The sequence below is a fragment of the Azospirillum argentinense genome (assembly GCF_000632475.1).
In the GTDB taxonomy this organism is placed as follows: Bacteria; Pseudomonadota; Alphaproteobacteria; order Azospirillales; family Azospirillaceae; genus Azospirillum; species Azospirillum baldaniorum.
The window spans coordinates 202,472-220,773 of the sequence record NZ_CP007795.1 but is presented as its reverse complement, the minus strand read 5'-3'; the positions used below and the strand labels follow the sequence as shown (position 1 = coordinate 220,773).

Sequence of the window (18,302 nt, the reverse complement as noted above, 5' to 3'; positions counted from 1 at the left end):
GTGAATTCCAGGGGAGAATCCTGAATGTACACCGACGCGCTTGGTGGCGATGTCCTGTGCCCCGCGTCCTCCATCGAGATCGACCGGGTCGACCGCAGCGGCTGGTACGCCATTCTCGATGGCTTCGATGACGCCAACATCTTCCAGACCTGGGATTATGGCCGCATCGCCCACGCCGGGCGGGAGTTGAGCCACCTCGTTGTGCGGCGCGACGGGCGCCCGGTGGCCGCGGTGCAGGTGCTGCTGCGCCGCGTGCCGGGCATCGGCGGCCTGGCGCTGGTCATGTGGGGGCCGATGTGGCACCCGCGCGGCCAGGGGCCGGACCATGCCGCCCTGATGACCGCTCTGCATGCGCTGAAGGCGGAATACACGGATCGGCGCGGCCTGATGCTGCGCCTGCTGCCCCATGTCTCGCAGGCGGACGGGGAGGCGGTGACGGCGGCGCTGGCCTCGCTGGGGATGCGGTTCCGGGAGGAGAAGGCCCCCTACCGCACCTTCATCACCGACCTGAACGCCGACGAGGCCGGCCTGCGCTCCAACCTGTCGCACCACTGGCGGCGCGGGTTGAACAAGGCCGAGCGGATGGGGATCGAGGTCGTCGAAGGCTCCCACGCCGAATTGCTGGAGACCATCGACGACATCTTCGTCGAGACGCAGCGCCGCAAGGGCTTCAAGGCCTACGACAGCCGCACCTTCACCCGCATCAACGAGGCGCTGCCGACGCGGCGGAAGATGCGCGCCTTCCTCGCCATGCATGAGGGGCGGCCGGTGGCCGGGGTCGTCGTATCGCTGTTCGGCACCACCGGGCAGATGCAGAATTCCGCGACGCTGGAGGCCGGGCTGCGGGTCAACGCCGCCTATCTGCTGCAATGGCGGGCGCTGCTGTGGATCAAGGCAAACGGCGGGCTGCGCTACGACCTGCACGGGGTAAACGCCCAGACCAACCCCGGCGTCTACCAGTTCAAACGCGGCCTCGCCGGCAAGCATCCGGTCGAGACGCTTCACATCGGCACCTTCGAGACGCCCGGCCCGCTGCCCAGCCGCCTGCTGGTCCAGAGTGGCGAATCGATGCGCATCCACGCCGACCGCTGGAAGACCCAGGCCGGCGCCATGGTGAACCGGCTGCGCAACTGGAAACCGCCCCAGGCCGAGCCCGCCCCGGCGGAGGAGATGGACGCCTCCGACGCCGCCGTGCTGGCGAAGGCGCCGACCGGCCCGGCGTGAGGTAAGCGGCACCGCTGTGTTATGATCGGCCTGGAACGGAGGCCGACCCATGACCAGCGCTCCCCTGATGATGCAGGAGGCCGCCACCGCCCCGGCGGCGGTGCGGCGCCTGCTCGATTCCGACGCCGAAGCGGTGGCGGCCCTCGCCGACCGGCTGCGGGCCGTGCCGCCGCCCTTCGCGATGACCATCGCGCGGGGCAGCAGCGACCACGCCGCCGGCTACGCCCGCTACCTGTTCGAGACGGCGCTGGGGCTGGTCACCGCCTCCGCGGCGCCGTCGGTGGTCACGGCCTACGGCGCCGGTTTGCGGGTCAAGGACGCCTTCGTCCTGGCCATTTCCCAATCGGGCCAGAGCCCCGACCTGCTGCGCGTCGCGGACGCGGCGCGGGCCGGCGGCGCCCTGACGGCGGCGTTGGTCAACGCGGAGGACTCGCCGCTGGCGGAGCGGGTCGCCCATCCCCTGCCCCTGCACGCCGGACCGGAACGCAGCGTCGCCGCGACCAAGAGCTTCGTCGCCAGCCTCGCCGCCATCGCCCGACTGGCCGCCGTCTGGACGGATAACCGGACGCTTCTCGACGCGCTTTCACGGCTGCCCCAAGAACTGGAACGGGCCGGTGCTGCGGACTGGTCGGCGGCGCAGCCGGTGCTGGAGCCTGTATCCAGCCTGCTGATCGTCGCGCGGGGCCGCAGCTATCCCATCGCCCAGGAAATGGCGCTGAAGTTCAAGGAAACCGCCGCCACCCACGCCGAACCCTTCAGCGCGGCGGAGGTGATGCACGGCCCCATGGCGCTGGTCGAGCCGGGCTTCCCCGTGCTGGTGGTGGCGGTGCGGGACGAGACGCTGGACGGTGTGCTGGACACCGCCCGCGCATTGAAGGAGGCCGGCGCCCATCTGCTGGTTGCCTCCGCCGAGGGGCGGGCGCTCGCTCTGGCCGACACGCCTTTGCCCCTGCCGCCGCCGCTGCACCCGGTGCTGGACCCCATCACGGCGATCCAGGCCTTCTACCCCTTCATGGCCCGGCTGGCGGTGGCGCGCGGCTTCGATCCCGACCGTCCCCGCCATCTGCGCAAGGTCACCCGGACGGTTTAGGAATTACCTCGAATTCGCGGTGATCTTTTCGGCGCCGCCGCCACCGCCCGTTGACGCGGCCCGACCGGCTCGCGCTAGGCTTGCCGAAACCACGGCTTGGCAGCGAAATGGGACAGCAGCATGACCATCGGCATCGGCGCGGACGACCTTCTGCGGTTTGAAAGTCTGGGCGACAACTGCGAATTCGGCTTCGTCCTGCGCCGGTTGTCCTGCGAGGCGGGGAGCCTGTTCCGCTGGGCCTCCATGAAGCCCGACCAGCTTCTGGCCAAGCTGCGCGCCAATTTCGAAGGCATGTACCGGTTCGAGAACCTGTCACCGCTGCGCACCGGCATGGTGCTGGATTCCGCCTACGGCATCGGCTGGCACAGCGACATGAAGTCCGACGTCACCGGCGGGCGGCTGGTCTTCCGCGACGACGAGGCGACGCGGCGCGCCCTGCACCGCCGGGAAACGCGCAAGATCCAGTATCTCCAGGCCAAGTTCACCGCGCGGGCGGTGATGGGCGGGGTGATCTTCGTCGTGAAGTCGAACCCCGGCATCGCCCCCGCCACCATCGATGGGCTGTACGAGGCGCTGGCCGCCCTGGCCGGCCACGACGACTTCGCCCTGCTGGAGGTGCAGGAATCGGACGATCCCGCCCGCATCGGCCGCGTGGATTGGCAGCGGCCCGGCCTGATGCGTGGCTACGTCACCCGCTTCGCCCCCTATCATCAGGCGGACGACATCGACGCCGTGGCGTGGTTCTCCATCGTCCAGGGCGCACTGCGCCTGTTCCCCTGCCATGACTGGATGCAGCGCCACGCCGCCTTGCGCATCGGCACGCCGGACGCGCTGGTCCAGCTCCGCTTCCCCTTCGGCCCCGATCAGGACATGAGCAAGCCCATCGCGGGCGACCTGCGCGCCGGGACAGTCCGTCTGCTGAACGGCAACAGCTGGTGCCGCCCTTACGAGGGCCTGTTCCGCCTGCACGGCCCCGATCCGGAGCGGCCCGGCACCACGCTGCGCTGGACCGGGGTGCACGCGCCCGGTCCCTTCCATCTCGGCGCCACCCTGCGCTGCCCGCTGCGGGACTCGATCCCGCTCCGCGTCGCGGTTTCCATCGCCGCGGAGGACGGCACGACGCTGGCCGAGGAGCGGTTCGAGGTGCATCCCGGCCGGACCACCGACCTCGTGCTGGACGCCCCTGCCGCGAAGGGCTCGCTGACCGTCGCGTTGACCGTGAACGCCGTGCGCCCGCTGGCCGAGGGGGAGCGCGCCGTGCTGGACCTCTCGCCGCCCGCCCTGCATCCGGAGCAGGTCCCGGCCGTTGCCCTGCCGGCGAAGGCGGCGTGAGTCGGATCATCAAAGCGGGCTGGGCTGGGGTCGCCACACTGCTGGCGTTCCTGGCCGTCCCGGCGCAGAGCGACACGACCATCGGGCCGCGCACGCAGCCGCCCTATCCGGACTGGCTGACCACGCGCATGGAGACGCTGCGGCATCAGGACCCTAAGGCGATGCTGCTGGGGGATTCCCTGATCGCCGGCTGGCCGCCCGACCTTGCCCGCCGGCTGTTCGACGCGGAGCCGATGAATTTCGGGGCCGGGGGCGACACCGCGGGAAACCTGCTGTGGCGGGTGCGGCAGTCCTTCGGGCCGGGCATGGGGCTGAGGTCCGCGCTGATCCTGGTCGGGACGAACGACCTGCCGAACCGCTCCGCCGCGGAGATCGCTGGCACCATCGAGGCCATCGCCACCGACGTGAAGCGGTCCGCGCCCGGCGCCTGCATCACGCTGCTCGCCCTGCTGCCGCGGCGCGACGGCAACGCCGCCTTCGCCGAACGCATCGCCGAGGTGAACCGGCGGCTGGCCGCCCTCGCCGCTCCCGGCCTGCGCGTGGTGGACGCCAACACCCCGCTGCGCGACGCCTGCCCGGCGGAGGGCGCCTGTCCGCTCTACAAGGACCCGGTGCATCTCACACGCGCCGGCTACGAGCGTCTGGCCGCCGCTGTCGCCAAGGCGGGTTGTGAATAAGAGGAGCGCCTCGCAATATCTGCTGGCCAGTCATTGCTGCCAATTAAGCCCTCTCCCCTCTGGGGAGAGGGTGACCCGGAGGGCCAGTGAGGGGGATGCGCGTAACGGAATGTCCGGCAAAAGCGCAACCCCCTCACCCTAACCCTCTCCCCAGAGGGGAGAGGGGACTTCAAAAGCGATTGCCATGGCGGTATCTAGGGGCCATGACCAGCGACACCGCCGCCGCCGACCGTACCGGCACCGATTTCGAGATCTTCATCGTCACTGCGCCGGGCCTGGAATCCGTGCTCTGCGCGGAGGTGAAGGCCAAGGGCTTCCGCGATGCCACCGCCATCAAGGGCGGCGTCACCGTCCGCGGCGGCTGGCCGGAGGTTTGGCGGGCGAACCTGGAACTGCGCGGGGCGACCCGCGTGCTGGCCCGCGTCGCCTCCTTCCGCGCCTTCCACCTCGCCCAGCTCGACAAGAGGGCGCGCCGGGTGCCCTGGGCGGAGTTCCTGCGCCCCGACGTGCCGGTCCGCGTCGAGGCGTCCTGCAAGGGCTCGCGCATCTACCACGCCGGGGCGACCGCCCAGCGCATCGAGCGCGCCATCACCGAAGAGTTGGGCGCCCCCATCTCCGCCGAGGCGGAGGTCTCCATCAAGGCCCGCATCGACGACGACCTCTGCACCATCAGCGTCGACGCGTCGGGCGAGTCCCTGCACAAGCGCGGCCACAAGGAAGAGATCCACAAGGCCCCGCTGCGCGAGACGCTGGCCGCCCTCTTCCTGCACCATTGCGGCTACGAGGGGACGGAGCCGGTGGTCGATCCCATGTGCGGGTCCGGCACCTTCGTCATCGAGGCGGCGGAGATCGCCGCCGGCCTGCACCCCGGACGCACGCGCCGCTTCGCCTTCGAGCAGCTCGCCTCCTTCGACGACGCGGCGTGGCAGGCGATGCGCTCCGCGGGCGGCACGGGCGCCGCGCCCGCCGTCCGCTTCTACGGCAGCGACCGCGACGGCGGGGCCATCGCCATGAGCCGCGCCAACGCCGAGCGGGCGGGCGTCGCCGCCCTGACGGACTTCCAGAAGCACGCGGTCAGCGACCTGATGCCGCCGGAGGGGCCGCCGGGCCTCGTCATCGTCAACCCGCCCTACGGCGCGCGGATCGGCGAGAAGAAGCCGCTGTTCGCCCTCTACGGCGCGCTGGGCCAGACGTTGCTGTCGCGCTTTTCCGGCTGGCGGGTCGGCCTCGTCACCAACGAGGCGTCGCTGGCCCAGGCGACCGGCCTGCCCTTTCAGCCGTCCGGCCCGTCGGTGTCACACGGCGGCCTGCGCGTGACGCTGCACAGCACCGCTGCCCTTCCCTGACCCCTTCCAGCACCCATCTGTAGAACCATGTCCAACCGCACCGCTCCCCGCCTGCACGCCCCCCGCCTGCACGCTTCGGCCTGCCCGCACGATTGCCCGTCCACCTGCGCGCTGGAGGTCGAGGTGCTGGACGAGCGCCGCATCGGGCGCATCCGTGGCGCCGCCGACAACAGCTACACCGCCGGGGTGATCTGCGCGAAGGTCGCCCGCTATGCCGAGCGGGTGCACCACCCCGACCGGCTGACCCAGCCACTGCAGCGTACCGGCCCCAAGGGCTCCGGCCAGTTCGCGCCGATCTCCTGGGACGAGGCGCTGGACATCGTCGCCGACCAGTTCCTGGAGGCCGAGCGCCGGCACGGGCCAGAGACGGTGTGGCCCTACTACTACGCGGGCACCATGGGGCTGGTGCAGCGCGACGGCATCAACCGGCTGCGCCACGCCCGGCGCTGGTCGGGCTTTTTCGCCACCATCTGCACCAACCCGGCCTGGGCCGGCTGGCTGGCCGGCGCCGGCAAGCTGGCCGGGGCCGACCCGCGCGAGATGGCCAAGTCCGACCTCGTGGTGATCTGGGGGACCAACGCCGTCTCCACCCAGGTCAACGTGATGACCCACGCCGTCCGCGCCCGCAAGGAACGCGGGGCCAAGATCGCCGTGGTCGACGTCTACCGCACCCCGACCATGGAACAGGCGGACATTCCCCTGCTGATCCGTCCGGGCAGCGACGGGGCGCTGGCCTGCGCGGTGATGCATGTGCTGTTCCGCGACGGGCTGGCCGACCGCGCCTATCTCGCCAGCCACGCCGACGACCCCGACGGACTGGAGGCGCATCTCGCCAGCCGCACCCCGGAATGGGCCGAGGCGATCACCGGCTTGCCGGCGGCGGAGATCGAGGCATTCGCCCGGCTGGTCGGGCGGACGCCGCGCAGCTATTTCCGGCTGGGCTACGGCTTCACCCGCTCGCGCAACGGGGCGGTGAACATGCACGCCGCCTCCTGCATCCCGGTGGTCAGCGGCGCTTGGCAGGTCGAGGGCGGCGGGGCCTTCCACTCCAACAGCGGCATCTACGGCTGGAACAAGACGCTGATCGAGGGGCTGGACCTGCGCGACCCGACCGTGCGCATGCTCGACCAGTCGCGCATCGGCCCGATCCTGGAGGGTGACCCGGAGACGCTGGCCGGCGGCCCGCCGGTGACGGCGCTGCTGATCCAGAACACCAACCCGGTCACCATCGCCCCCGATCAGGCGCGCGTGCGCCGCGGCTTCGCCCGTGACGACCTGTTCGTCTGCGTGCACGAGCAGTTCATGACCGAGACGGCCCGCATGGCCGACATCGTGCTGCCCGCCACCATGTTCCTGGAGCACGACGACCTCTATCAGGCGGGCGGCAACCAGCACATCCTGCTCGGGCCCAAGCTGGTCGATCCGCCCGGCGACTGCCGGCCCAACCACGCCGTCATCGGCGAGCTGGCGCGGCGGCTGGGCAGCGACTCTCACCCCGGCTTCGCCATGACCGAGCGGGAGCTGATCGACGCCACGCTGCGCGCGTCCGGCCACGGCACGCTGGAGACGCTGGAATCCCAGCGCTTCCTCGACGTGCAGCCGGACTTCGAGGAGGCCCATTTCGTGAAAGGCTTCCGCTGGCCCGATGGCAAGTTCCGCCTGAAGCCGGATTGGCCCAAGGTGCCCTACGCCGCGCCGTCGACCTTCGGCCCGGTCGATGCCATGCCAACCTTCCCCGACCATTGGGCGGTGACGGAGGAGGCCGACGACGAGCATCCCTTCCGGCTGGTCACCGCGCCGGCCCGCAACTTCCTGAACAGCAGCTTCACCGAAACCCCGACGTCGGCGGGGCGGGAGCGCCGCCCCAGCCTGATGCTGCACCCCGACGACGCGGCGGCGCTGGGCATCGCCGAGGGCGACCGGGTGGAGGCCGCCAACGGGCGCGGCGCGGTGCTCCTGCACGCCCGGCTGTTCGACGGGGTGCGGCGCGGCGTGGTCATCGCCGAATCCATCTGGCCCAACGCCGCGCACGAGGGCGGGCGCGGCATCAACAGCCTGACCGGCGCCGACCCGGTGGCGCCCTTCGGCGGGGCCGCCTTCCACGACAGCCATGTGCGGGTGCGGAAGGCGGCGGAACCCGCTTAATCAGCCCATTTGGGCGGCGGCAGGGAGCGGAAGGCCTCGCGGAGCGCCTGGGACCAGCCGTCGCTGATCTCCTTGAAGCAGGGGTCGTCCTCACCGATCCGCCGCCGCGTCTCCAGCTTCAGCGAATCGCGGCGGTAGGCGATCAGGTCGAGCGGCAGACCGACCGTCAGGTTGGAGCGCAGCGTGCTGTCCATGGAGATCAGCACCAGCTTCATCCCCTCCTCCAGCGGCGTGTTGTGGTTCAACGCGCGGTCGAGGATCGGCTTGCCGTATTTGTGCTCGCCGATCTGGAAGAAGGCGTTGTCGGCGGTCGCCTCGATGAAGTTGCCGGCGGCGTAGACGTGGAACAGCCGCACCCGGTCGCCGCGGATCTGGCCGCCCAGGATGATGGACAGGTCGAAATCCACCCGCTGCTCCTTCAGCGCGTGGCCGTCCCGCTTCCACACCTGACGGACGGCGGCGCCGACGAGCTGGGCCGCCTGGAACATGCCGTTCACGCTGGAGATGGTCCGGATCTCGCCGTCCAGCTCCACCCCTTCCTGAATCAGCGCGATCACCGATTGGGTGAGCGACAGGTTGCCGGCGGTCATCAGGGCGATCATGCGGTCGCCCGGCTCTTCGAAGACGTGCATCTTGCTGAAGATGGAGATGTGATCCACCCCCGCGTTGGTGCGCGTGTCCGACAGCATCACCAAGCCGTCCTTCAGATACAGGGCGACGCAGTAGGTCATGGTCCGTCCTCTCTCCTCCCAGCGGAAGCCGGACCGCCCACGCGAAAAGGGGCGGCCGGCTGGCCGCCCCAGTGTATGCCGAAAAAACCAGCATGCCGCAAACCCATCGCGGGACACGGGACATCATGTCCCGTCCCTGCGACGTCCCTTGCGGCCTCCGCTCAGCGCTGCTGCCCGCCCTTCTCGTCCTGGTCGCGGTCCATGCCCTGCTGCTGCCGGTTCGCCTGGTCCTGCCCCTGCTGCCGGTTCTTCGGGTTGTCCTGGGTCTGCTGCCCCTGCTTCCGCTCGTCCTGGCTGCCCATCTGGTTCGGGTTCCGCTCGTCGGCCATGGTGCTTCCTCCGCATTGTCGGTTCCGATGCCCGGCGGGCATGACGTGAACCAAGAGGGCGATGGTACGCGCTGCGCTCGGCCCGATCCTATCTTGGCAGGCGGTCATGTCCCGATTCGCTTGGAACCCTCGGGTTGCGGCGCAAGGTCATAGGCTAAAAAACATACTCCCCCGGCCGCTGTGCCCATTGACATCATGCGGGTACGTATGGTCTATCTTTCGTAGCGCTGCGAACAGCGTCAGGCCGGAGTCTAGGGAGGACTCGGTAGTCCGTGAAAGCAGGGGCGCGCCGCATAAAAACAAAGGCGCGCACACAATGCGACACGCTGCATGCCTCAAGCCCCCGCACCCCCGCAGGGCTTTGACGGCGGCAGCGTGTTTCACTTTCAGGGCCTTGCTTTCCACCAGACATTGTCGATTTTCTGCTGCGGCGCACAAGAACAGAGGCCGCGCGGCGCGCAAAGAAAAAGGCCGCCAGGATTGCTCCGGCGGCCTGAGTCTAGGGAGGAAACGCCCGAAAAGGCGTCAGTGAAACTAATATATTCCGCAGCGCAGCATAATTCAAGCCTTAATCGAACGAATCATTCCACGTCCATCGGTGTGGGATCGGTGGCCGCCTTTTCCCCTTGAGCCGCCGCAGGGCGCAACGCTTGGATGACCGCCACCGCGGTGCGGCGGCTGTGGTCGGCCAGCAGGGCACCGGCCTCCTCGGCGTCGCGGCGGCGGAACGCCGTCATGAAGCCCTCATGCTCGTCCACCGACTCCTGCCAGCGGCCCGTGTCGTAATTGGCGAGGGAGCGGGCGCGCAGGATCTTGGCGGCGAAGCCGGCGTAGGTCGCTTCCAGCGCCGGGTTGCGGGCCATGGCGACGATCTGGGTGTGGATCTGCCGGTTGGTCAGGAAGTAGGCGGCGCGCTCTCCCGCCTCGTGCTGGGCGACCAGCTGGTCGTGCATCCGGTCGAGCTTCGTGAACTCCGCGTCCGAGCCATTGCGGCAGGCGAGCGTCCCGGCCAGCCGTTCCAGCGCGTCCATCACCTCGAAGATCGCGCCGATCTCGCCGGGGTCCACGGGCGCGACGATGGCGCCGCGGTGCGGGCGAAGCTCCACCAGCCCTTCCGACGACAGGACCCGCAGCGCCTCGCGCAGCGGCGTGCGGGAGATTCCCAACTGCTCGCACAACTGCACCTCCGGCACGCGGACGCCCGGCGGCAGCTCGCCGTCGAGGATCATCGCCCGCAGTTCCTCCACCGCGGAATGGTGCAGCGTCGCGCGGCGGATCGGCCGGGCCGGCGCCTTCATGGTCTTGATCCTGTCCATCCTGACCCACCACCCCCGAAAGTGCTGCATACTTGGGCATGCATACCGAAATGATGCGTCATGCCCAAAATTCAGGCAAGGCCGCTCTCGCGCGGCCAGCTTCCTCCAATATGCTCTAAACGGCTGAAAACAGCCAACAAAATGGCTATCATAATATTGTATACAATTTGGCACGCGCCTTGCGAAAGGAGGAGGGACGCAACCGCATCGGGAGCACTCCTTTCATGACGTTCCGGTCCCTCACCCTGACGACCGTCACCGCCGCCTTCCTCGCCCTCTCCGCCGCTGCCACCGCACAGGCGGCCGACGCGGAGAAGCTGAAGCTGGGCTTCGCCAAATGCGCCCATTGCCTGCCGATGGCGCTGACCCCGGAACTTGCCAAGGGCGTGGAGATCGAGGCGATCAACTTCAATTCCGGCAACGACGTGCTGACCGCGCTGGTGTCGAAGAGCATCGACATGGCCCAGGTGACCTACCTGCACTACATCACGGCGCTCGATAAGGGCTTCGACGTGGTGGCCGTGTCCGGTCAGGTGAACGGTGGGTCGGAGATCGTCGTCGGCAAGGGCATCACCCTGAAGGCCGATGATTGGGACGGGCTGAAAAAGCTGATCGCCGAGCGCAAGGAGAAGGGCGAGCCGCTGCGCGTCGCGGCGTCCCGCGGCAACGCGCAGGACATCCACATGCGTGGCGCCCTCCAGAAGCACGGAATCAACGTCAACAAGGACGTGCAGTTCATCAACATCCCGAACCCGTCCGACCACGCCGCCGCCCTCCAGCGCGGCGAGGTCGACGTGATCTGCACGGTGGAACCCTTCGCCTCCCAGATCCGCCAGACCGGCGTCGGCACGCATTTCGCGCTGCCCTATGACCAGGCCGCCGGCAACCTGACCAACCTGATCGTCACCCGCTCCGACGTCATCAAGGAGCATCCGAAGGCGGTCGAGGCCACCGTCGGCTCGGTCGTCGCCCTGGTCGACAAGCTGAAGTCCGACCAGACCGTGTGGGTGGACGTCATCAACAAATACACCGGCATGGACAAGGCCGTCGCCACCGAGGCGCTGAAGAACGCCTCCCCGGATTACGCCATCCACAAGGACAGCACGCTGGCCATCGCCACAATGATGCGCGAGCTGAAATACATCTCCAACGACGTCACCGCCGCCGCGGAGAAGAACCTGGATTACACGTTCCTCGAAGCCGTCACCAAGAAGCCGAAGAGCGAGCTGGGCTTCTAAGAATTTCCCCTCTCCCCTCCGGGGAGAGGGTCAGGGTGAGGGGGTTGCGCTTATGCCGGACGTTCCGCCATGCGCACCCCCCCTCACCGGCCCTACGGGCCACCCTCTCCCCGGAGGGGAGAGGGCTATGAACATGACGGGATAGGGAAAACCGGGCCATGACGGCATTGTCGAAATCCTGGGAGCGCGCCGTCGTTCCCCTCTTCATCCTCGCCGCCTGGGAGGTGTTCTCCCGGTCCGGATTCCTGCCGGCGGCCCTGCTGCCGGCCCCGTCGGTGGTTCTGCACACCTGGGGCGACTGGATCTTCGGCTTCGACGAGACCTCGCAAGGCAACACCGGCCGCTGGTTCGCCGATGCCCTGTCCAGCGCCACACGCGTCGCCGCCGGCTACGGCATCGCGGTGGTCAGCGGCGTGTTGCTGGGCATCGCCATCGGCTGGTGGCGCTGGGTCGAGCGGACGGTGGAGCCGACCATCCAGATGCTCCGCCCGGTGCCGCCGGTGTCGTGGATCCCGCTGGCGATCATCTGGTTCGGCATCGCCAACAAGCCGGCCATCTTCCTGGTCTTCCTCGGCGCCTTCTTCCCGATCCTGATGAACACCATCCACGGGGTGAAGACCGCCGACCGCAACCTGATCCGCGCCGCCTCGATGATGGGCGCCACGGAGCAGCAGCTGCTGCGCCACGTCGTGTTCCCGGCGGCCCTGCCCAGCATCTTCGCCGGCCTGCGCATCGGCATCGGCGCCGCCTGGATGCTGACGGTGACGGCGGAGATGGTCGCGGTGAAGAGCGGCCTCGGCTACGTGCTGTGGGACAGCTACTACTTCCTACGCTACGACCTCGTGCTCGCCGCCATGGCCAGCATCGGCCTGCTCGGCTACGCGACCGACGCGCTCATCAAAGTCCTGATGTCCGCCGCGCTGCACTGGCAGCACGGCTCCACGCTCCAGAGCCGGGAGGGCTGAGCGATGGCTTCCATCGACCTTCAGAACATCACGAAGATCTTCCGCGACGCCAAGCGCAAGCGCGACCTGCTGGCCATCGACAACGTCAGCCTGTCGGTGGAGAAGAACGAGTTCCTTTGCCTGCTCGGCTCGTCGGGCTGCGGCAAGTCCACGCTGCTGAACATGATCGCCGGCTTCGAGAAGCCGACCGGGGGCACCGTGACGGTGGGCGGCAAGCTGGTGGACGGCCCCGGCGCCGACCGCGGCATGGTCTTCCAGCAGGCCAACCTGATGCCCTGGCTGCCGGTGTGGGAGAACGTCGCCTTCCACCTGCGGCTGAAGGGCTGGCGCAAGGCCGACCGGCGCGACGCCGCCCAGGAATACATCGACATGGTCGGTCTGCGCGGCTTCGAGAACCACTTCCCGGCGGAGCTGTCGGGCGGCATGAGCCAGCGCGTCGGCATCGCCCGCGCCCTCCTGCTCAACCCGCAGGTCATCCTGATGGACGAGCCCTTCGCCGCGCTCGACGCCCAGACCAAGATGAACATGCAGGAGGAGCTGGTCGCCATCTGGCAGAAGCAGCGCTGCACCGTCGTCTTCGTCACCCACAGCGTGGACGAGGCGCTGGTGCTCGGCACCCGCGTCGCCGTGATGACCAGCCGTCCGGGCCGCATCCGCGAGCTGATCGCGCTCGACCTGCCGCGCCCGCGCGACACCACCGGACCGCGCTTCAACGACCACAAGCGCCACATCCTCAACCTGATCCGTGAGGAGGGCATGCAGCAACGGCAGGCCGCCGTCGCGTGACCGGCCGGCTCGACCTGCTGCTGACCGGCGTCACCGCCCTGACCGGGGAGGCCGTCGGCAGCGTCGTGGACGACGCCGCCATCGGCATCCGCGACGGGCGCATCGTCCATCTCGCCCCGGCATCGCAGGGGCTTCCCGCCGCCGCCGAGGTCCGGCATCTGCCGGAGCGGGTGGTCACGCCGGGCTTCGTCAATGCGCACCTGCACGCCGTCCTGGTCATGGTGCGCGGCGTCGCCGCCGATCTCGGCTTCGCCCCCTCCTACACGCCGGGTGTGCCCAAGGGCACCGACGCCACGCCGGAGGAGGCCCGCGCGCTGGCCCGGCTGGGCGCGGTGGAGGCGCTGCTCGCCGGCTCCACGCTGATCTGCGACCATTTCGTCCACGCCGACGCGACGCTGGACGCCATCGCCGACCTCGGGCTGCGCGTCCATGCGAGCTGGCGCGTCCACGACGTGGATTTCGCCCGCGTGGCCCAGGGCGAATGGCGCTTCGACGCAGCCATCGGCAGCGACCTGCTGCTGCGGACGCTGGACCTGCACGACCGCTGGAACGGCGCCAACAATGGGCGCATCCGCGTGCAGATGGCCGCCCACGCGCCGGACACCTGCTCCCCCGCCTTCCTGCGCACCCTCGCCGACGAGTCCGCGAAGCGCTCCATGCACGTGAACACCCATCTGGCGCAGAGCCGGGTGGAGGTGGAGCGGGTGAAGGCGTCCACCGGCCTGACCCCGGCGGAACTGCTGGACGAGTGCGGGCTGATGAACGACCGGCTGCTCGCCACCCACTGCCTCTATGTCGAGGACCCCGACGTCGCGCGGCTCGCCCGCGCCGGGGCGCACGCGGTCCATGTGCCGAAATGCAACGCCGCATCGGGCCGGTTGGCGCCGACGCCGAAGCTGAAGGAGGCGGGCGTCAATCTGGCGCTGTGCACCGACACCCAGCACGGCGACATGGTGGAGGCGATGCGCTGGGCGCTCGCCACCGCGCGCATCCAGCAGGGTGGGGTCACCGCCGCTTGGCAGCCCGCCGACGTGTTCCGCATGGCGACGCTGGGCGGCGCGCAGGCGGTGGGCATGGCCGACGAGATCGGCACGCTGGCCCTGGGGAAGCTGGCCGACCTCGTGGTCTTCGACGCCCGACGTCCGCATCTGCGCCCGCTGATGAACCCGCTGGGCACGCTCGTCCACACCGCGCAAGGGCGCGACGTGGAGATGGTGCTGGTGGACGGCGAAACGCTGGTCGAGGACGGGCGCCCCGTCCGCGCCGACCTGAACGAGATCTGCACCGAGGCCGACAAGGCCGCCCGCGCGCTGTGGGCGCGCGCCTGACCGAAAGAACCATGGATATGAGCAACCGCGTCCTTCTGGGCATGCTGACCCCCTCCTCCAACACGGTGCTGGAGCCCGTCACCTCCGCGATGCTGAGCGGCCTGCCGGAGGTGACCGCCCATTTCGGGCGCTTCACCGTGAAGGAGATTTCCCTGCGCGCCGCCGCGCTGGACCAGTTCACCGACACGCCCTTCCTGGACGCCGCCCGGCTGCTGGCCGACGCCCGGCTGAACGTGATCGGCTGGAACGGCACCTCGGCCGGCTGGCTGGGCTTCGCGGCGGACGAGAAGCTCTGCGCCTCCATCGAAGCGGAGACGGGCATTCCCGCCTGCACCTCCATGCTCGCGCTGAACGAGATTCTGGAGACGACCGGGCGCAAGCGCTTCGCCATCGTCAGCCCCTATCTGGACGAGATCCAGGACAAGATGGTCGCCAACTACAACGCCGCCGGCTTCGAGGTGGTGGCGGAACGCCACCTGAACGACCGCGGCAATTTCTCCTTCTCCGAGGTCACCGAGGAGACCATCGAGCGGATGTGCATGGAGGTCGCGGAGTCCAAGCCGGAGGCCATCGCCATCATCTGCACCAACATGCGCGGTGCCCCGGTGGCCGAGCGCATGGAGAAGGCGCTGGGCATCCCCGTCTACGACACGGTGTCCACGGTGGTGTGGAAGGCGCTGCGCATGACCGGCGTGGACACCCGCCGCGTCGAAGGCTGGGGCAGCCTGTTCCGCGAGTTGCATGGCTGAGGGGAGTATTGCCCCCACCCCGGCCCTCCCCCGCTTCGCGGGAGAGGGTGCCTTCTGCGAAGCGGCGGCAGTTCCCTCCCCTGCGACAGCGGGGGAGGGTTAGGGAGGGGGCCGGTACGTCACGCGGGGCAAATGCGTCACGATGGGAGAAACGACGATGAACTTCGATCTGGTCATCCGCAACGGCACGGTCGCCACCGCGTCGGACGTGTTCAAGGCCGACGTCGGCGTGCGCGGCGGGCGGATCGCCGCGCTCGGTGAGGGGCTGGCCACCGGGCGGGAGGAGATCGACGCCGCCGGTCTGCTCGTCCTGCCGGGCGGGGTGGACGGGCACGTCCATTTCGACCAGCCGACCGGCGATGACTCCGTCATGGCCGACGATTTCCTGACCGGCACCCGCTCCGCGGCCTTCGGCGGCACCACGACGGTGCTGCCCTTCGCCTGCCAGGAGAAGGGCAAGACGCTGCGCGCCGCGGTGGACGACTATCACCGCCGCGCCGCCGGGAAGCCGCTGATCGACTACGCCTTCCACCTCATCGTCACCGACCCTACCGAGCAGGTGCTGGGGCAGGAGCTGCCGGCGCTGATCCGCGAGGGTTACACGTCCTTCAAGATCTACATGACCTACGACGCGCTGAAGCTGAACGACCGCCAGATCCTGGAGGTGCTGGACATCGCCCGGTCCGAGGGCGCCATGGTCATGATGCACGCGGAGAACGCCGACTGCATCGCCTGGCTGACCGAGAAGCTGGAGCGCGCCGGCCAGACCGCCCCCTATTTCCACGGCGTCTCCCGCCCCCGCGTGGCCGAACGCGAGGCCACCCACCGGGCCATCTCCCTGGCGGAGCTGGTGGACGTGCCGATCCTGATCGTTCACGTCTCCGGGGCCGACGCGGTGGAGCAGATCCGCTGGGCGCAGGGGCGCGGCCTGCGCATCTACGCCGAGACCTGCCCGCAGTACCTGTTCCTGACCGCCGACGATCTGGGCGGGGAGGGGTTCGAGGGCGCCAAGTGCGTCTGCTCGCCGCCGCCGCGCGACGCCGCGAACCAGAAGGTGATCTGGGACGGGCTGACCGGCGGCGCCTTCCAGGTCTTCTCCTCCGACCACGCGCCCTTCCGCTTCGACGGGCCGGGCGGCAAGAAGGTGCATGGCGAACAGGCGCCCTTCCGCTGCGTCCCCAACGGCATCCCCGGCGTCGAGACGCGCCTGCCGCTGCTGTTCTCCGAGGGCGTGATGAAGGGCCGGATGGAGCTGACCAAGTTCGTCGAGCTGACCGCCGCCAATCCCGCCCGCATGTACGGCCTGCACCCGCGCAAGGGCACCATCGCCGTGGGGGCGGACGCCGACATCGCCTTGTGGGACCCGTCCCGCAAGGTCACCATCACCAACGGCATCCTGCACCACAATGTCGACTACACGCCCTATGAAGGGATCGAGGTCACCGGCTGGCCGGTCGTCACGCTGTCCCGTGGCGAGGTGATCTGCCGCGACGATACCTTGCTGGCCGAGCCGGGGCGCGGCAAATTCCTGCCCTGCGGCCTGCCCGCCCCGGCGCGGCCCAAGGGCTCGCCCGCCCCGGTCCTCCCGTTCTAAACTCGGCCCGCCGCAACCGGAGACCTTGCCCGTGAGCACACCCGACCTGTTCCGCCTCAGCGCCACCGAGATGGCGGAAGGCGTGCGCACCCGCCGCTTCCGGGCGCGCGACCTCGTGGCGGCGAGCCTGGAGCGCATCGCGGCGCTGGACGGCGGGCTGAAATCCTTCATCACCGTGGCGCCCGACGCCGCGTTGGCTGCCGCCGAGATGGCCGACCGGCAAGTCGAGGCGGGGTCGCCTCTCGGCCCGCTGCACGGCGTGCCGGTGGGCGTCAAGGATCTGACGCTGACGGCGGGGCTGCGCACCACCTACGGTTCCACCCTCTACGCCGACCTGATCCCCGACACCGACGACCTCAGCGTCGCCCGGCTGAAGGCGGCGGGCGCCATCATCGTGGGCAAGACCAACACGCCAGAGTTCGGCTTCGGCGCCATCACCGGCAACGAGCTGTGCGGGCCGACCGCCAACCCCTACGACCTCGACAAGACCAGCGGCGGGTCGAGCGGGGGGAGCGCCGCGGCGGTGGCCGCCGGGCTGGTGCCGCTGGCCCAGGGCACCGACTTCGGCGGCTCGGTGCGCACGCCGGCCAGCTTCTGCGGGGTGGTCGGGCTGCGCCCGACGCCGGGACGCATCCCCAGCCCGGGTCGCGCGCTGGCCTGGGACGGGCTGGCCACGCAGGGCTTCCTCGCCCGCGACGTGGCCGACGCGGCGCTGGCTCTGGCCGCGGTCAGCGGGCCGGACCCCCGCGACCCGACCTCCCTTCCCGTGCCCGCTTGGACGGTGCCGGACCTCGACGCGCTCGACCCGATGTCACTACGGGTGGCCTGGAGCACCGACCTCGGCTCCGCCCTGATCGACCTCGGGCTGGCCGAGCGGTTCGAGGCGGTGATGCGCGGGCTGGATGGCCGCTTCGGGCACTTCGTGGAGGCCACGCCCGACTGCCGGGAGGCCAGCGCCGCCTTCGGCACGCTGCGCGCCGCGCACATCTTCCACACCTACGGCCGGACGCTGGAGCAGGACGGCGACCGGCTGAGCCCGTCGGTCGCCTGGAACATCGCGCGGGGCAAGGGGCTGACCGCCGCCGACTATCTGCGGGCGGAGGCCCAGCGCAGCGCCCTCTACCGCCGCTTCGCCGTCTTCTTCCGCGACCACGACATCCTGATGACGCTGAGCGCCAGCGTGCCGCCCTTCCCCAACACCCAGGGCGACGTGACGGAGATCAACGGCTTCCGCCTGTCCACCATCATCGACTATCTGGCGATCACCTACACGGTGTCGCTGATCGGCTTCCCCTGCCTGTCGATCCCCTGCGGCTGGACGGCCGACGGCCTGCCCATCGGCCTGCAACTGATCGCCCGCCCCTACGAGGAGGACCGGCTGCTGCGCTGCGCCCGTTTCCTGGAACGGGAGATGGGGTTCCGCCACCGCTGGCCGGAGGGGCTGTAAAGGCC

The 18,302-nt window shown here is 69.7% G+C and carries 16 protein-coding genes; 13 read left to right on the top strand and 3 right to left on the bottom strand.

The annotated features are described in order from the left end of the window. Positions 1–24 precede the first annotated feature (24 nt). The 6 genes from ABAZ39_RS23535 (at position 25) to ABAZ39_RS23510 (ending at position 7,814) form a co-directional block, all read left to right on the top strand. Entirely contained in the window at positions 25–1,224 is a 1,200-nt protein-coding gene (locus tag ABAZ39_RS23535; protein ID WP_040136246.1) for a lipid II:glycine glycyltransferase FemX, read from the top strand. Between the two features lie 49 nt (positions 1,225–1,273). Next, entirely contained in the window at positions 1,274–2,314 is a 1,041-nt protein-coding gene (locus ABAZ39_RS23530) for an SIS domain-containing protein (RefSeq protein ID WP_040136244.1), read from the top strand. 120 nt (positions 2,315–2,434) lie between these two features. Continuing rightward, on the top strand, positions 2,435–3,646 hold the full coding sequence (locus tag ABAZ39_RS23525; RefSeq protein WP_040136242.1) for a hypothetical protein: 1,212 nt from the start codon (positions 2,435–2,437) through the stop codon (positions 3,644–3,646). After that, entirely contained in the window at positions 3,643–4,323 is a 681-nt protein-coding gene (locus ABAZ39_RS23520) for a GDSL-type esterase/lipase family protein (RefSeq protein WP_040136240.1), read from the top strand. The genes ABAZ39_RS23525 and ABAZ39_RS23520 overlap by 4 nt, the downstream gene beginning before the upstream one ends. Positions 4,324–4,526: 203 nt before the next feature. Continuing rightward, the gene (locus ABAZ39_RS23515; RefSeq protein WP_040136238.1) at positions 4,527–5,669 is read left to right on the top strand and encodes a THUMP domain-containing class I SAM-dependent RNA methyltransferase; all 1,143 of its coding nucleotides are present in this window, start codon (positions 4,527–4,529) and stop codon (positions 5,667–5,669) included. A gap of 27 nt (positions 5,670–5,696) precedes the next feature. Next, complete coding sequence (locus tag ABAZ39_RS23510; protein WP_040136236.1) at positions 5,697–7,814, top strand: molybdopterin-containing oxidoreductase family protein; 2,118 nt, start codon at positions 5,697–5,699, stop codon at positions 7,812–7,814. Here ABAZ39_RS23510 and ABAZ39_RS23505 read toward each other — a convergent pair. The 3 genes from ABAZ39_RS23505 to ABAZ39_RS23500 all read right to left on the bottom strand — a co-directional run bounded on the left by ABAZ39_RS23505 (position 7,811) and on the right by ABAZ39_RS23500 (position 10,190). Then, positions 7,811–8,545 carry a proteasome-type protease gene (locus ABAZ39_RS23505; protein ID WP_040136233.1) on the bottom strand — a complete coding sequence of 245 codons (735 nt, stop codon included), beginning with the start codon at positions 8,543–8,545 and terminating at the stop codon, positions 7,811–7,813. The genes ABAZ39_RS23510 and ABAZ39_RS23505 overlap by 4 nt on opposite strands. Before the next feature lie 161 nt (positions 8,546–8,706). Beyond that, entirely contained in the window at positions 8,707–8,874 is a 168-nt protein-coding gene (locus ABAZ39_RS36610; RefSeq protein ID WP_175428837.1) for a hypothetical protein, read from the bottom strand. Positions 8,875–9,455: 581 nt separating this feature from the next. Next, entirely contained in the window at positions 9,456–10,190 is a 735-nt protein-coding gene (locus tag ABAZ39_RS23500; RefSeq protein ID WP_247881757.1) for a GntR family transcriptional regulator, read from the bottom strand. Positions 10,191–10,414: 224 nt separating this feature from the next. Here ABAZ39_RS23500 and ABAZ39_RS23495 point away from each other — a divergent pair, with 224 nt between their 5' ends. From ABAZ39_RS23495 to ABAZ39_RS23465, 7 genes are all read left to right on the top strand, one after another. Beyond that, positions 10,415–11,428, top strand: coding sequence for an ABC transporter substrate-binding protein (locus ABAZ39_RS23495; protein ID WP_014241810.1), 1,014 nt, complete (start codon positions 10,415–10,417; stop codon positions 11,426–11,428). 158 nt (positions 11,429–11,586) lie between these two features. Next, positions 11,587–12,393 (top strand): ABC transporter permease, encoded by an 807-nt coding sequence (locus tag ABAZ39_RS23490; protein WP_040136228.1) that lies wholly within the window; start codon positions 11,587–11,589, stop codon positions 12,391–12,393. 3 nt (positions 12,394–12,396) lie between these two features. Beyond that, positions 12,397–13,179 (top strand): ABC transporter ATP-binding protein, encoded by a 783-nt coding sequence (locus ABAZ39_RS23485; RefSeq protein ID WP_040136226.1) that lies wholly within the window; start codon positions 12,397–12,399, stop codon positions 13,177–13,179. Continuing rightward, entirely contained in the window at positions 13,176–14,507 is a 1,332-nt protein-coding gene (locus ABAZ39_RS23480; protein ID WP_040136224.1) for an amidohydrolase family protein, read from the top strand. The genes ABAZ39_RS23485 and ABAZ39_RS23480 overlap by 4 nt, the downstream gene beginning before the upstream one ends. Before the next feature lie 17 nt (positions 14,508–14,524). Next, the gene (locus ABAZ39_RS23475) at positions 14,525–15,256 is read left to right on the top strand and encodes a maleate cis-trans isomerase family protein (RefSeq protein ID WP_040136222.1); all 732 of its coding nucleotides are present in this window, start codon (positions 14,525–14,527) and stop codon (positions 15,254–15,256) included. Between the two features lie 157 nt (positions 15,257–15,413). After that, positions 15,414–16,850, top strand: coding sequence for a dihydropyrimidinase (gene hydA, locus ABAZ39_RS23470; RefSeq protein ID WP_040136220.1), 1,437 nt, complete (start codon positions 15,414–15,416; stop codon positions 16,848–16,850). A 31-nt stretch (positions 16,851–16,881) separates the two neighbouring features. Then, the gene (locus ABAZ39_RS23465) at positions 16,882–18,297 is read left to right on the top strand and encodes an amidase (RefSeq protein WP_040136218.1); all 1,416 of its coding nucleotides are present in this window, start codon (positions 16,882–16,884) and stop codon (positions 18,295–18,297) included. Positions 18,298–18,302 lie beyond the last annotated feature (5 nt).

Excerpts from the sequence above, each read along its gene's own strand:
- ABAZ39_RS23535 (WP_040136246.1), top strand. The coding sequence starts at position 25 with ATGTACACCGACGCGCTTGGTGGCGATGTCCTGTGCCCCGCGTCCTCC.
- ABAZ39_RS23530 (WP_040136244.1), top strand. The coding sequence starts at position 1,274 with ATGACCAGCGCTCCCCTGATGATGCAGGAGGCCGCCACCGCCCCGGCG.
- ABAZ39_RS23525 (WP_040136242.1), top strand. The coding sequence starts at position 2,435 with ATGACCATCGGCATCGGCGCGGACGACCTTCTGCGGTTTGAAAGTCTG.
- ABAZ39_RS23515 (WP_040136238.1), top strand. The coding sequence starts at position 4,527 with ATGACCAGCGACACCGCCGCCGCCGACCGTACCGGCACCGATTTCGAG.
- ABAZ39_RS23510 (WP_040136236.1), top strand. The coding sequence starts at position 5,697 with ATGTCCAACCGCACCGCTCCCCGCCTGCACGCCCCCCGCCTGCACGCT.
- ABAZ39_RS23505 (WP_040136233.1), bottom strand. The coding sequence starts at position 8,545 with ATGACCTACTGCGTCGCCCTGTATCTGAAGGACGGCTTGGTGATGCTG.
- ABAZ39_RS36610 (WP_175428837.1), bottom strand. The coding sequence starts at position 8,874 with ATGGCCGACGAGCGGAACCCGAACCAGATGGGCAGCCAGGACGAGCGG.
- ABAZ39_RS23500 (WP_247881757.1), bottom strand. The coding sequence starts at position 10,190 with ATGGACAGGATCAAGACCATGAAGGCGCCGGCCCGGCCGATCCGCCGC.
- ABAZ39_RS23495 (WP_014241810.1), top strand. The coding sequence starts at position 10,415 with ATGACGTTCCGGTCCCTCACCCTGACGACCGTCACCGCCGCCTTCCTC.
- ABAZ39_RS23490 (WP_040136228.1), top strand. The coding sequence starts at position 11,587 with ATGACGGCATTGTCGAAATCCTGGGAGCGCGCCGTCGTTCCCCTCTTC.
- ABAZ39_RS23485 (WP_040136226.1), top strand. The coding sequence starts at position 12,397 with ATGGCTTCCATCGACCTTCAGAACATCACGAAGATCTTCCGCGACGCC.
- ABAZ39_RS23475 (WP_040136222.1), top strand. The coding sequence starts at position 14,525 with ATGAGCAACCGCGTCCTTCTGGGCATGCTGACCCCCTCCTCCAACACG.
- hydA (WP_040136220.1), top strand. The coding sequence starts at position 15,414 with ATGAACTTCGATCTGGTCATCCGCAACGGCACGGTCGCCACCGCGTCG.